16 protein-coding genes and 1 other RNA gene are annotated in these 12,381 nt (G+C 66.6%); 9 read left to right on the forward strand and 8 right to left on the reverse strand.

Translation table 11 applies throughout. From position 1 onward, the window contains the following. Nucleotides 1-44 precede the first annotated feature (44 nt). From ASF18_RS07315 to purQ, 4 genes are all read left to right on the forward strand, one after another. Nucleotides 45-647, forward strand: a complete 603-nt coding sequence (locus ASF18_RS07315) for an ActR/PrrA/RegA family redox response regulator transcription factor (protein ID WP_056216919.1) — start codon at nt 45-47, stop codon at nt 645-647. Between the two features lie 118 nt (nt 648-765). Further along, nucleotides 766-1,002: a hypothetical protein gene (locus tag ASF18_RS07320; RefSeq protein WP_056216916.1), complete on the forward strand. Its 237-nt coding sequence runs from the start codon at nt 766-768 to the stop codon at nt 1,000-1,002. A 115-nt stretch (nt 1,003-1,117) separates the two neighbouring features. After that, a complete protein-coding gene (gene purS / locus ASF18_RS07325) occupies nt 1,118-1,357 on the forward strand; it encodes a phosphoribosylformylglycinamidine synthase subunit PurS (RefSeq protein ID WP_056269849.1) in 240 nt (79 codons plus the stop codon). After that, nucleotides 1,357-2,040 carry a phosphoribosylformylglycinamidine synthase subunit PurQ gene (gene purQ / locus ASF18_RS07330; protein WP_056350493.1) on the forward strand — a complete coding sequence of 228 codons (684 nt, stop codon included), beginning with the start codon at nt 1,357-1,359 and terminating at the stop codon, nt 2,038-2,040. Before purS ends, purQ begins: the two co-directional genes overlap by 1 nt. A 135-nt stretch (nt 2,041-2,175) precedes the next feature. On the opposite strand, the gene ASF18_RS07335 is transcribed toward purQ, so the two are convergent. The 8 genes from ASF18_RS07335 to gap all read right to left on the reverse strand — a co-directional run bounded on the left by ASF18_RS07335 (nt 2,176) and on the right by gap (nt 9,441). Then, nucleotides 2,176-2,721 (reverse strand): adenine phosphoribosyltransferase, encoded by a 546-nt coding sequence (locus ASF18_RS07335; RefSeq protein ID WP_056216903.1) that lies wholly within the window; start codon nt 2,719-2,721, stop codon nt 2,176-2,178. 51 nt (nt 2,722-2,772) lie between these two features. After that, entirely contained in the window at nt 2,773-3,567 is a 795-nt protein-coding gene (locus ASF18_RS07340; RefSeq protein ID WP_055955245.1) for an inositol monophosphatase family protein, read from the reverse strand. Between the two features lie 119 nt (nt 3,568-3,686). Continuing rightward, a complete protein-coding gene (locus ASF18_RS07345) occupies nt 3,687-4,712 on the reverse strand; it encodes a tetratricopeptide repeat protein (protein WP_244472606.1) in 1,026 nt (341 codons plus the stop codon). After that, on the reverse strand, nt 4,709-5,371 hold the full coding sequence (locus ASF18_RS07350) for a thiamine phosphate synthase (RefSeq protein ID WP_056350495.1): 663 nt from the start codon (nt 5,369-5,371) through the stop codon (nt 4,709-4,711). Before ASF18_RS07350 ends, ASF18_RS07345 begins: the two co-directional genes overlap by 4 nt. Nucleotides 5,372-5,390: 19 nt before the next feature. Next, nucleotides 5,391-6,464, reverse strand: a complete 1,074-nt coding sequence (fba, locus tag ASF18_RS07355) for a class II fructose-bisphosphate aldolase (protein WP_056216895.1) — start codon at nt 6,462-6,464, stop codon at nt 5,391-5,393. A 193-nt stretch (nt 6,465-6,657) separates the two neighbouring features. After that, complete coding sequence (locus tag ASF18_RS07360) at nt 6,658-7,860, reverse strand: phosphoglycerate kinase (RefSeq protein WP_056350498.1); 1,203 nt, start codon at nt 7,858-7,860, stop codon at nt 6,658-6,660. Nucleotides 7,861-7,895: 35 nt separating this feature from the next. Continuing rightward, on the reverse strand, nt 7,896-8,363 hold the full coding sequence (locus ASF18_RS07365) for a hypothetical protein (protein WP_056350500.1): 468 nt from the start codon (nt 8,361-8,363) through the stop codon (nt 7,896-7,898). Nucleotides 8,364-8,433: 70 nt separating this feature from the next. Next, nucleotides 8,434-9,441, reverse strand: a complete 1,008-nt coding sequence (gene gap / locus ASF18_RS07370) for a type I glyceraldehyde-3-phosphate dehydrogenase (protein WP_056350502.1) — start codon at nt 9,439-9,441, stop codon at nt 8,434-8,436. Nucleotides 9,442-9,866: 425 nt separating this feature from the next. Here gap and ASF18_RS07375 point away from each other — a divergent pair, with 425 nt between their 5' ends. The 5 genes from ASF18_RS07375 (at nt 9,867) to ASF18_RS07390 (ending at nt 12,253) form a co-directional block, all read left to right on the forward strand. Further along, complete coding sequence (locus ASF18_RS07375; RefSeq protein WP_056350505.1) at nt 9,867-10,148, forward strand: DUF4164 domain-containing protein; 282 nt, start codon at nt 9,867-9,869, stop codon at nt 10,146-10,148. A 36-nt stretch (nt 10,149-10,184) separates the two neighbouring features. Next, a complete protein-coding gene (gene zapA, locus ASF18_RS07380; RefSeq protein ID WP_056216876.1) occupies nt 10,185-10,544 on the forward strand; it encodes a cell division protein ZapA in 360 nt (119 codons plus the stop codon). 122 nt (nt 10,545-10,666) lie between these two features. After that, nucleotides 10,667-10,824, forward strand: a non-coding RNA gene (ssrS, locus tag ASF18_RS22850) — 6S RNA. Further along, nucleotides 10,814-11,422 carry a 5-formyltetrahydrofolate cyclo-ligase gene (locus tag ASF18_RS07385; protein ID WP_056350507.1) on the forward strand — a complete coding sequence of 203 codons (609 nt, stop codon included), beginning with the start codon at nt 10,814-10,816 and terminating at the stop codon, nt 11,420-11,422. The genes ssrS and ASF18_RS07385 overlap by 11 nt, the downstream gene beginning before the upstream one ends. Nucleotides 11,423-11,431: 9 nt before the next feature. Further along, complete coding sequence (locus ASF18_RS07390; RefSeq protein ID WP_056350509.1) at nt 11,432-12,253, forward strand: TIGR00282 family metallophosphoesterase; 822 nt, start codon at nt 11,432-11,434, stop codon at nt 12,251-12,253. The last annotated feature ends 128 nt before the right edge of the window (nt 12,254-12,381 follow it).

Genomic DNA, 12,381 nt, shown 5'->3' on the forward strand with positions numbered 1-12,381 from the left:
AGAACCCTATTGAAGATGGTTCGTGAACTACGGAGGAGCGTCGGATGCTGACGCAGACTGGAACCACGGCGCCGAGTGCTGAGATCGCTCAGCTCGCCGACAATGACCCCCTGGCCGCTTTCCAGGATCGCACTCTGCTGATCGTCGATGACGATAAGCCGTTCTCGACCCGGCTGGCCCGTGCCATGGAGATGCGCGGCTACGAGGTGCAAGTTGCCGAAAGCGTCGCCGAAGGCGTCTCGATGGTCGACGTCCGTCCGCCGGCCTTCGCGGTCATCGACATGCGACTCGGCGACGGCAATGGGCTCGACGTGATCGCTCGCCTGAAGGAGCGCCGCCCGGACGCACGGGGGGTTATTCTCACCGGCTACGGCAATATCGCGACGGCGGTCACGGCCGTGAAACTCGGTGCGTTCGACTATCTAGCCAAACCAGCCGACGCCGACGAGATCCATGGGACGCTGATGGCGCAGCCGGGCGAGCGGGCTGACCCGCCGGAGAACCCGATGTCAGCGGACCGGGTGCGCTGGGAGCACATCCAGCGTGTCTACGAACTGTGCGGACGAAACGTTTCCGAGACGGCGCGTCGCCTGAACATGCACCGCCGGACGCTTCAGCGTATCCTGGCCAAGCGCGCCCCACGCTGAAGGTCGGGGTCGAAACGAGGGCGACATTGCGCGACCCGTCCGGTTCGCGCTACGTCGCCCTCGATCATGTTTGCGCCGGGTCTCCCGCGCGTGAAGCCGGTAACGGGGCGACGCTTCAGTGAACACGCGCAATCTCATCACCATCCTGAGCATGATGGTTCTCGTCGGCACAGAGGTGTTCGCCGTCGCCATCGCGGCGGGCTGGGCTCTCGCCGGCCTCTTCGACCTCGGCGACACGGTGGGGCATGTGCTGATGGCGCTGTTCAGCCTCTTCGCAGCTTGGGTGATGCTGCAACTCTGGCGGCGCGCGACGAGCATTGAGCCTCTGCGGGGGCCAGATCCCACCACACGCTGATCGGAACACACAGCTTCGACGTTTATGCGCGGCCGCTCTTGGGCCGTTTCGCGTTGCTTGCCTGGCATTTCCCGATTATCGGCAGGGTGCCCCGACACCAGACGAGTTCGAACCCATGAAAGCACGCATCATCGTCACCCTGAAGACCGGCGTGCTGGACCCGCAGGGCAAGGCGATTGAGGCAGCCCTGACGTCGTTCGGCCTGTCCGGTATCGACAGCGTCCGCCAGGGGAAGGTTTTCGACGTCGAGATCGTGGGAGAGGACCGCGCGGCTGCAGAGGCGACGCTGAAGAGCGCCTGCGAGAAGCTGCTTGCGAACACGGTCGTCGAGAACTACGCCATCGAGATCGCCTGATGCGCGCTGCCATCATCGTTTTTCCAGGCTCCAACCGCGATGCGGACGTGGCCCGAGCCTTGACCCAATCGGGTGCGGAGGTCGTGAAGGTTTGGCACGCGGATACCGCGCTACCGGCCGGCACCGATCTGGCCGTGCTGCCGGGGGGATTTTCGTACGGCGATTACCTACGCTGCGGCGCCATCGCCGGCCGCGCAGCCGCGATGGATGCCGTCCGTGCGCACGCCGCGCGGGGCGGCTTGGTGCTCGGCATCTGCAACGGCTTCCAGATCCTGTGCGAGTCCGGCCTTCTGCCGGGCGTCCTGATGCGGAACGTGGACCGGCGCTTTATCTGCCATCGCCAGCTGCTCCGGGTGGAGCGTGCCGACACCCGTTTCACCTCGGCCTATGCCGAGAATCAGGTCATCGACGTCTGCGTGGCTCACGGCGAGGGCAATTACTTCGCAGACCCGGATACCATTGCGCGTCTCGAAGGTGATGGCCGGGTGGCGTTCCGCTACTCGGACGCGGCTGGCAACCTCACCGTGGACGCCAATCGCAACGGCTCGCTGAATTCCATCGCGGGCATCTACTCCGAGAAACTCAACGTGCTCGGCCTGATGCCGCACCCGGAGAATTTCGTAGAGGATCTCGTCGGCGGGAGTGACGGGCGCGGCCTGTTCACGAGCTTGGCAGCGGCGTAGCCTCCGCGCGCCTTTTTCTTCTCCGGAGAGAGGCTGCCCGCCAACGGCTGACGCTGGGTCGAGGTGGGTGAGGGGTCAGGATAGGTCCCGTACCCTCACCCACCTGCCCCGCGCGTGTCCCCGAAGGGGCGAAGGTCAGTGGCCGTCGAATTCCATCAAGGTCCGGACCGGTACATCGAGGTCGCGCAGCTTCTGCGCGCCGCCGATTTCCGGCAGATCGATGACGAAGCAAGCTGCCACCACTTCGGCGCCGATCCGACGCAGCAGGTTCACCGCGGCACAGGCCGTCCCCCCGGTGGCGATCAGGTCATCCACCAGAAGCACCCGGTCGCCCGGCTTGATGGCATCAACGTGGATTTCCATCTCGTCCGTGCCGTACTCTAGGGCGTAGGCGATCGATACCGTCGTGTGCGGAAGCTTGCCCTTCTTGCGGATTGGAACGAAGCCGGACGAGAGCTGGTGTGCCACCGCGCCTCCTAGGATGAATCCACGCGCCTCAATGCCTGCCACCTGATCGATGCGTCCCCCCGCGTACGGATGTACCAGCGCGTCAACCGCCCGGCGGAACGCGCGCGGGTCGCTGAGAAGCGTGGTGATGTCGCGAAACACGATGCCGGGCTTCGGGTAATCCGGGATGGACCGGATCGAGTCCTTCAACGCGATGTGGCGGCGGGTTTCCATGGGGAGCCCTTGTCGAGGAGAGTGGAGGCGAGGAAGCGCGCGAGGGCGCCCCTAGGCGTTGGCGCGGCGCAGGAGCTTCACGAGCTCACCGTGCAGAATCTCATTGCCGCAGGCGACCGAGCGGGCTGCCAGGGGCTCGGCACCCCCATCGGCGCTGGTGACGAAGCCACCGGCCTCGCGCACCAGAATGATCCCCGCGGCGATATCCCAGGTTTGCAGATCGCGCTCCCAGTACAGGTCCGAGCGGCCGCAGGCGACGTAGGCGAGATCCAGGGCGGCGGAGCCAAAGCGGCGGGCGCCCCCGGTCACGGCCATCACGGCGGCGACTTCCCGCAGGAGCTTCGGATGATCGCCGCGGCCGAGATAGGGTGATCCGTAGGCGACCAGGGCATCGGCCATGTCGGTGCGCCCGGAGACGCGCAGGCGACGGTTGTTGAGATAGGCACCCTTGCCGCGCTCGGCCACGAACAGCTCATCCTTGGCCGGATCGTAGATCACGCCGGCCACGATCTGTCCCTCACGCTCCAGCCCGACGGAAATCGCGAAGTGCGGGATGCCATGAAGAAAGTTCGTAGTCCCGTCGAGGGGGTCGACGTGCCAAGTGTGGCTCTTGTCTGCGCCCTCAACGTTGCCGGATTCTTCCAAGATGAGCCCGTAGCCCGGACGTGCCTTCATCAGGGCATCCTTCAAGACTTCCTCGGCCTTGCGGTCGGCGGCTGAGACGAAGTTTCCGGGGCCTTTGCGAGAGACCTGTAAATTTTCGATCTCGCCGTAGTCGCGCTTGAGACCGCGGGCCGCCTTGCGCACGGCGTCGACCATGACGGTCATGAGAGGTGAGCTGATCATCGATCTTCAGGTCCAGGCCGATTCAAAGAACGTCGATTCACTTAACATTCGGCGCGGCCATAGCACGTTTGCGCGCCGGCTCACCCCTATCGAAAGCGGGTCTGCCCCACGGGACGCAGCTAATTGACCTTCGCGCGATCCGCGGCCAGCGCTTCAGCGCGTTGTCGCTCGGCTGGCTCCAGGCCCTTTAGGTTCTCGTCGAGCCAGCCGTCGGACAAACCCTGTGCGGATGCCGCGAGATTCCAGGCTGCCGCCTCGACCAGATTCTTCTGAACGCCGCGCCCGACCACGAACAGCCGCGCGATCCGGTTCTGCGCGATGGCATTGCCGCGGGCAGCGGCATGCTGGAAGTAGCGCGCCGCACGGGTCTCGTCCTTCGGGAGGCCCGTCCCGTTGAAGAGAAGGATGGCGAATTCGACCTCGCCGGCCAGATCACCGTTATCCGCCGCACGCCGAAACCATTCGGCGGCCTGGGTCGGATCCTTCTGCACACCGCGCCCCTGTAGGTAGAGGACGCCGAGATCGTGCTGGGCCGCGCCGATCTCCCCGTCCGCCGCCTTGCGGAACAGGGTGGCGGCCCGGGCCTGATCCGGCTCGGAGCCCGTCCCGAGGAGAATCAAGGCGAGATTGTAGGCTGCCGTCGTGTCACCGTTCCCGGCGGCCTTCTCGAGCCATTGTCGGCCGGCCTTCATGTCCTTGGCGCCGCCCCGCCCGTCGATCGACATCAGGCCCAGCGACGCCATTGCGTGCACGTCGCCCTGGGCCGCCGCGAGTCGGTACCACTCAGCCGCCTTGACCGGATCCTGCTTGATGCCGAGGCCCTGATTGTAAAGCTCACCCAGCAGCGTCATCGCCGCCGCATCCTTCGGGTCAGCCGCGATCCGCTTCGTCGCCTCACGAAACGCGGTGGTGTATTGCCCGCGCTGGTAGGCGCCAAAGGCTGTATCGGCTGCCTTGTCGCTGGGCTTCGCCGTGAAGGGGACCGCCCGCATGGCATTGGGCGAATAGGGAGTCGGCAATTCCTTTAGCGGGGCGGAAAAGACCTCGCGTGTCGCAGGCTTGGCCGCTTCCGGCGACAGAGACGACGCGGCCCGGACCTCGGACAGGCCGAGCATCAGAGCCAACAGGCTGAACGCCACCCTCACGCGGCCGTCTCCCCGGCGGCGGCAACCCGCGCTTGGATTCCGGCTACGTCGGCGTGCTCGCCGATCCAGAGGCCACTCTCCAGGCCGAGGAACTCCACGCCGGTCGCCAGAAGTGGACCGATCTGGTCGACAGCGTCTGCAACGGCGATGCAGGGCGTCTCAAAGATCTCGGTCCACCAACCGGCGCGATCTAGGACCGTCTCGGAGTCGGGAGACATCCCATCCGGGTAGAGGCCACCGAACATGACGTAGTCGACGCCGGCCTCGCCGGCCTCCATCGCGGCGTGCTTCTGCTCGTGACCGCCGGCCCCCAGGATTCGTCCGTCGGCCAAGCGCTCGCGCAGGTCGCGCAGGTCGCCATCCCGAGCCTTGTCGAGATGAACACCATCGGCACCGCCGCGGGCGGAGACGCTGACGAGGTCGCCGTCGAAATGCGCGCAGGCGACGACCACGGCCGCGCCGGCCTCGTGCGCGGCCGGGGCCAGGCGCTTGACCAGATTGACCAGGCTGCGCTCGTCGACCGGGGCCAGTCTCAGGATGACGGCCGCGACGTCGCCGGCCGCACAGGCGGCCGTGATCGCCGCGCCGAGCGCGTCGGCATCACCGGCCTCGACCCGGTGGGGGCTGAGCAGGGCGAGGCGGGTGCGGGGTTCCGACATACAGGGTCCTTCCGGCGCCTCAGCTCAATGCGCCGATCTTCGGATCGAGGGAGCCGTTGGCATAACGCTTGGCCATGGTGGCCACGGAAACCGGGCGAATCTTGGAACCCTGGCCGGCGGTACCGAACTCCTCGAAGCGCTGCCTGCACAGTTTGGTCATCGCCTCCATGGCAGGCTTCAAGTACTTACGCGGATCGAACTCTGCCTTGTTCTCGGCCAGAATCTTCCGAATCTGGCCCGTCATCGCCATCCGGTTGTCCGTGTCGATGTTGATCTTGCGAACGCCATGCTTGATGCCGCGCTGGATCTCCTCGACCGGCACGCCCCAGGTCGGCTTCATCTCGCCGCCATACTGGTTGATGATGTCCTGAAGGTCCTGCGGCACCGATGAGGATCCATGCATCACGAGGTGGGTCGTGGGCAGGCGGCGGTGGATCTCCTCGATGACGTTCATCGCCAGGACGTCGCCGTCGGGCTTGCGGGTAAACTTGTAGGCGCCGTGCGAGGTGCCCATGGCGACCGCGAGCGCGTCGACTTTGGTGGCCTCCACGAACTTCACGGCCTCGTCGGGATCGGTGAGGAGTTGGTCGTGGCTGAGCACGCCCTCGGCGCCGTGGCCGTCCTCGGCCTCGCCCTGGCCGCTTTCCAGGGAGCCGAGCACGCCGAGCTCGCCCTCGACCGAGACGCCGGCCCAGTGGGCCATCTTGGTGACGTTGCGAGTGATCTCGACATTGTAGTTGTAGTCGGCCGGGGTCTTGCCGTCGGCCTTCAGCGACCCGTCCATCATGACCGAGGTGAAGCCGTACTGGATCGCCGTGGCGCAGGTGGCCTCGTCACTGCCGTGGTCGAGGTGCATGCAGACGGGGATATGGGGATAGATCTCCACGAGGCCGTCGATAAGCTTGGCCAACACGATGTCGTTGGCATAGGCGCGCGCGCCCTTGCTCGCCTGCAGGATTACCGGGGAGTCGGTCGCATCCGCCGCCGCCATGATGGCGAGGCCCTGCTCCATGTTGTTGAGATTAAACGCCGGCACGCCGTATTCATGCTCGGCGGCATGGTCCAGGAGTTGCCTCAGGGTGATGCGGGCCATGGGTTTCTCCTCAGATACGATCGCCGCCGAGGCGATCCGCCAATCGTCGCGCCAGAAAACGCGAGCCTTCCGAATTCGTTCGTCATTTCGGACCTTTGCGGATCCGTTGCAACTCTCGCAGGACAGCATTCCGGGGACGCCGCGTTGCGTGACGGAGACTGACATCCCGCAAAAGACCGCGTCGCGGATGCGATCAGCCCTTGGCCCGCAGGGCCTCGACGCCGGGCAGTTCCTTGCCCTCGAGCCACTCGAGGAAGGCGCCGCCCGCGGTAGAAACGTAGGAGAAGGTCTCGCCCACGCCCGCATGGTTGAGCGCCGCGACCGTGTCGCCGCCGCCGGCCACCGAGACGAGTTTGCCGGCCTGGGTCCGCTCGGCCGCGTGCCGGGCGGTCGCTACGGTGGCGGCATCGAACGGGGTCAGCTCGAAGGCCCCCAGCGGGCCGTTCCAGACCAGGGTGGCAGCCTCGTCGATGGCCGCGTTGATCTCAGCCACTGAGGCGGGACCGGCATCGAGGATCATGCCGGTCTCCGGCACGGCGTCGACCGGGATCGTCTCGTGCGCAGCGTTGGCCTTGAACTCGGAGGCCGAGACCGCGTCGACCGGCAGGATGATCCGGCACTTGGCCGCCTTGGCCGCCTCGACGATGCGCAGGGCGGTGTCGGCGAGGTCCTTCTCGCAAAGCGACTTGCCGACTGCCTTACCCTGCGCGTGCAAGAAGGTGTTGGCCATACCGCCGCCGATAACGAGCATGTCGACTTTCGCCACGAGGTTCTGGAGAAGGTCGATCTTGGAGGAGACCTTGGCACCGCCGACGAGGGCGATGACCGGGCGGGTCGGGGCTTCGAGCCCCTTGGTCAGAGCGTCGAGCTCCGCCTGCATCAGGCGACCCGCATAGGCCGGCAGCAGGTGGGCCAAGCCCTCAGTGGAGGCGTGTGCGCGATGCGCGGCCGAGAAGGCCTCGTTGACGTAGAGGTCGCCATTGGTAGCGATCTGCTCGGCGAAGGCCCGGTCGTTCTGTTCCTCTCCGGCATGGAAGCGGGTGTTTTCGAGGAGGGCGACGTCCCCGTCCTGCAGGCGCGCGACAGCGTCCGCCGCCGCCGAGCCCACGCAATCCTCCGCGAAGGCGACGGGACGGCCGAGCTTTCGGCTCAAGGTTTCGACTACGGGCTTCAGCGATTCTGTGGCGACGGGCTTGCCCTTCGGGCGTCCGAAATGGGCCAGCAGCACGACGCGACCGCCCTTGCCGGCGATCTCGTTGATGGTCGGCACGATCCGCTCGATGCGGGTGGCGTCGGTGACACGCCCACCCTCCATCGGCACGTTCAGGTCCACGCGCAGGAGCACGCGCTTGCCGTGGAGCGGGCCGGCATCGTCGAGGGTGCGAAAAGCGGTCATCGGGGCCTTGACATTAGATAGGCGGGACGGGGCGATCAGCGCGGGGGCAGCATCGCATCCAGGTGGAAGCGCTGAGCCGCGAGGGTCAGCGCGACCGTGAGAACGGCGGTGATGATGGCGGTGAGCACGAGTGCGCCGGAGCCGGGCAGGCCGCGTGTGCGGTCCGCGATGGCGCGGACCTCGCTTCGCAGGGCGGAGAGATCGCTCTGGCGGGCCGCCTCGTTCATGCGGCCGGCGGCGCCCTCGACCTTCTCTTCCACGCGCGACAGCAACGCCTCGGAGCGGGCGTACTTGTCCTCGATCCGTGAGCACTTGTCCTCGATCCGGGCGAGCTGATCGCTCCCCGGAGTACTGCCGAACGACGGCAAGGGCTCCGCCTTCCCGACCACCACGGAGGGTGCGGTGGTCGGAGCGGCCGGGGTTGCCGCCGGCGCGGACGCCGGGGGCGGGAGCGCTGAGGTGCCTGGAATGAAGCCGCGTTCGGAGGGGGAGGTCTCTGTCATGTCAAGCACACCATGCTGGTCTCGCTTCGTCCTCGGGAACGTTCGATCCGTCAGGATACGGCGATGCGGCTCAGAGAAGCTTGCCCATGGCCACGGCCGTGTCGGCCATCCGGTTCGAGAAGCCCCATTCGTTGTCGTACCAGGACAGGATGCGCACGAAGGTGCCGTCCATGACCTTGGTCTGATCGAGGTGGAAGGTCGACGAGTGAGGATCGTGATTGAAGTCGATCGAGACGTTCGGCTGGTCGGTGTAGGCCAGCACGCCCATCAGCGGGCCGTCCGCAGCGGCTCGGATCGCGGTGTTGATCTCTTCGACCGTGGTCTGGCGCTTTGCGGTGAACACGAGGTCGACGGCCGAGACGTTCGGGGTCGGCACGCGGATCGAGGTGCCGTCGAGCTTGCCCTTAAGTTCCGGCAGCACGAGGCCGACAGCCTTCGCGGCGCCGGTCGAGGTCGGGATCATCGAGAGCGCCGCGGCCCGGGCCCGATAGAGGTCCTTGTGCATCTGATCCAGCGACGGCTGGTCGTTCGTATAGGAGTGGATCGTCGTCATGAAGCCGCGCTCGATCCCGACGAGATCATTGAGCACCTTGGCCACCGGGACAAGACAGTTGGTGGTGCAGGACGCATTCGAGATGACGAGATGGTCGGCGGTCAGCTTGTCGTGGTTGACGCCGTAGACCACGGTCAGGTCGGCGCCGTCGGCGGGCGCCGAGACGATAACGCGCTTGGCTCCGGCATCGAGGTGCGCCTTTGCCTTGTCCTTTGAAGTGAAGATGCCCGTGCACTCGAGGGCGATATCGACGCCCAGCTCGCGGTGTGGCAGCTCGGCCGGGTTGCGCACGGCCGTGACCTTGATGCGCTTGCCGTCGACGACGATGAAGTCGCCGTCGACCTCGACCTTGGCGGTGAACCGGCCGTGAATCGAATCGAAGCGAAGCAGGTGGGCATTGGTCTCGACGGGGCCGAGATCGTTGATCGCCACCACCTCGATGTCCTGGCGGCCGGCCTCATGGATAGCGCGCAGAACGTTGCGGCCGATGCGTCCGAACCCGTTGATGGCAACCTTCACCGACACGGAGTGAGTCCTTCCCATAATCGGGCGCCGGCCACGCAGCACCCTCCAGCCATTTGATCGTCGCGGCTCACCCGAACGGCAGGCCTCGATCCGTCGCCCGCTCTGTGCGAGTCCCGATTGAACGACAGATGAACTGCCGCGCAGGCTCGGGCGCGCGATCGCAGCCGAAGACCGAGGTAGCGCGCGGCAAGACGAACCCAGGGTGGCTGACAGGTCCCTGCCCTCTCGCCTGAGTGCGTCGCGTGCTGCCGTATAGCCGGTCTGCGAGCGGCCGGTCTCTAACATGGTGACAAATCGAGGCAAAGGTTACATGGCGCGGCGCAGGGGGTGGAAAACCGTTTCCCGGTGGATACCGTACAGGTGTCCGGGCATGGCGCGAACGACTTCGTCCGACAGCAGCAGGTAGAAGAGAAGGGCATTCCTCCGTGAGCCAGACCATCGATCTGGCGCTGCAGCGTCTTGAAGCCGTGCTCTCACGGCTGGAGGGCGCGGTCGCGCAACGTTTCGAGGCCGAGCGCGACCCCAGCGACCTGGAAACCGAGCTCGCGATCATGGGCGAGGACCGGGCGAGGCTCGCCGCCGAACTCGATGCGGCCAGCGCGCGCCTTGCGGAGGTCGAGGCGACTTCGGCCGATGTCGACCATCGCCTCGGACGAGCGATCGACGCCGTCGAGGGCGTGCTAACACCGGCCCGCGCCCTCCGCTAAGTTTGAAATCGCAACGCTCCAGTGACCCGACGCCCGATGCCCCAGATCAACGTCACCATCGACAGCAAGAATTACCGGATGGCGTGTGCCGACGGCGAGGAGGCGCACCTGACCGCCCTCGCGGAAGGGCTCGATGGACGGATCAGCGAAATGCGCCGGACCTTCGGCGAGATCGGCGACATGCGCCTCCACGTGATGGCAGCCTTGATGCAGGCAGATGAATTGCAGGAGGTACAGGGACGTCTCGCCGCGCTGGAGCAGGAAGCCGCCGCTCTCAGGGAGACAGTGGAATCGGCCGAAGCGGTCCGGGCGGCCGAGGAAGAGCGGCTTGCCGAGGAGCTCGTGCGCTGTGCCGAGCGGGTCGAGCGCCTGGCGCACGTCATTTCGGCCGGCTAACGATCTCGAGCGCCGGAATGTTGGGCGGCGACTCGTCTCAGCGCCGATCTCGCCCATGAATTCTGCGAGTCGAACCAGCGCCCCCCCTGGCGCGGGCCGCAGGCCGACGCTACACGGGAATGGCGGGGCTGCCGGGTCCGTCAGGAGAACTTTTCCCCGGGGCCTTATCGACTCCCCAGGGAGCTGTCCCTGGCCTTGTCCCTGGACTTGGCCAACACGGCGCCCACCTACATTGTAGGTTTCCCGGGATCGACACTCCAACGGCTCACGTGGCTCCGCACTCAGATCTTTCTCCCTCCGAAACATCCGTTCCCGCCCGCAAGGCGGCCCTGCGCAACGAGGCTCTGGCCCGCCGCGACGCTCTCCGAGAGGAGGATCGCCGCACCGGTTCGCTGCGGATTGCCGAGACGGTCATGACCATCGAGGCGCTCGCCAAGGTCGAGATCGTCGGGGCCTTCTGGCCCATCCGCAGTGAAGTCGATCCACGCCCCCTCGCCCGCCTCCTGTTCGCGCGTGGCCAGCGCATCGCCCTGCCGAAGGTTATGCCCAACGGATTGGTATTCCGGGAATGGCGCGAGGGTGAGGCTCTCGTCGCCGGTCGCTTCGGGCTTAGCGAGCCGCACGACGATCTGCCGCCCCTCGATCCCACCGCGCTCCTCGTGCCGCTGGCGGCCTATGACCGGCGTGGTCATCGCATCGGCTATGGACGCGGCTACTACGACCAAGCCATCGAGCGCCTTTCGCGGAACGGTCCCGTGCTCACCATCGGGATCGCCTTCTCGGTCCAGGCCGTGGAGACCGTACCGGCGGAACCGCACGACCAGCCCCTCGATCATCTCGTCACCGAAGCGGGGCCGGTCCCGCTGATACGGACCTGACGTCCCGCGATGCGCATTCTCTTCCTTGGCGACGTGGTGGGCCGCCCCGGCCGGACCGTCATCTCGGACCGCCTGCCGGCCCTTCGTGAGCGCTGGCGCCTCGACTGCGTGGTTATCAACGGCGAGAACGCCGCCGGCGGATTCGGCCTGACGGAAGCGATCTGCGACGAGCTCCTCCAGGCGGGGGCCGACGCGGTGACGCTCGGCAACCATTCCTTCGACCAGCGCGAGGCCCTCGTCTTCATCCAGCGGCAAACCCGTTTGGTCCGTCCGGCCAACTATCCGCCGGGCACGCCGGGCCGCGGGGCAACCGTGGTCGAGACCCGCAAGGGCGCCCGCGTGCTCATCCTGAACGTTATGGGCCGGCTCTACATGGATGCCCTTGACGATCCCTTCGCCTCGGCCGAGCGGGAGCTCTCCGTCTGTCCCTTGGGCGCCGTGGCGGATGCCGTCATCGTCGACGTGCATGCCGAGGCCACGAGCGAGAAACAGGCCTTCGGTCATTTCCTCGACGGCCGGGCCAGCCTAGTCGTGGGCACCCACACCCACACCCCGACCTCGGATCACAGGATCCTGCCCGGCGGCACCGCCTATCTCTCGGATGCCGGCATGTGCGGCGACTACGATTCGATCCTCGGCATGCAGAAGGACGAGCCTCTGCGCCGGTTCCTGCAGAAGACGCCCGGTACCCGCCTGGAGGCGGCCCAGGGCGAGGGGACGCTTTGCGGCATCGGGGTGGAGACCGACGATGCGACGGGCCTCGCCAAGAGCGTGGCCGCGGTGCGCCTCGGACCCCATCTGGAGGAGACCTGGCCGCGGGCGTGGGATTAGCCGGCGCAACGGAGCGCCCATCCACGGAACCAGACCACGCGCGACTTGATCGGCGCCGAACCACCCTGCAATGTGCCGGCGCGTTCGCCCCGCTCGCTCCCCGCGGGCCGACAGTTCCGCGTTGAGAG

Source organism: Methylobacterium sp. Leaf89, assembly GCF_001422215.1.
GTDB lineage: Bacteria > Pseudomonadota > Alphaproteobacteria > Rhizobiales > Beijerinckiaceae > Methylobacterium.

Bases quoted from the DNA above. Each gene is read 5' to 3' on its own strand.
- ASF18_RS07340 (WP_055955245.1), bottom strand. From the start codon at position 3,567: ATGATCAGCTCACCTCTCATGACCGTCATGGTCGACGCCGTGCGCAAG.
- ASF18_RS07360 (WP_056350498.1), bottom strand. From the start codon at position 7,860: ATGACCGCTTTTCGCACCCTCGACGATGCCGGCCCGCTCCACGGCAAG.
- fba (WP_056216895.1), bottom strand. From the start codon at position 6,464: ATGGCCCGCATCACCCTGAGGCAACTCCTGGACCATGCCGCCGAGCAT.
- ASF18_RS07390 (WP_056350509.1), top strand. From the start codon at position 11,432: ATGCGCATTCTCTTCCTTGGCGACGTGGTGGGCCGCCCCGGCCGGACC.
- purS (WP_056269849.1), top strand. From the start codon at position 1,118: ATGAAAGCACGCATCATCGTCACCCTGAAGACCGGCGTGCTGGACCCG.
- ASF18_RS07335 (WP_056216903.1), bottom strand. From the start codon at position 2,721: ATGGAAACCCGCCGCCACATCGCGTTGAAGGACTCGATCCGGTCCATC.
- purQ (WP_056350493.1), top strand. From the start codon at position 1,357: ATGCGCGCTGCCATCATCGTTTTTCCAGGCTCCAACCGCGATGCGGAC.
- ASF18_RS07350 (WP_056350495.1), bottom strand. From the start codon at position 5,371: ATGTCGGAACCCCGCACCCGCCTCGCCCTGCTCAGCCCCCACCGGGTC.
- ASF18_RS07365 (WP_056350500.1), bottom strand. From the start codon at position 8,363: ATGACAGAGACCTCCCCCTCCGAACGCGGCTTCATTCCAGGCACCTCA.
- zapA (WP_056216876.1), top strand. From the start codon at position 10,185: ATGCCCCAGATCAACGTCACCATCGACAGCAAGAATTACCGGATGGCG.
- ASF18_RS07315 (WP_056216919.1), top strand. From the start codon at position 45: ATGCTGACGCAGACTGGAACCACGGCGCCGAGTGCTGAGATCGCTCAG.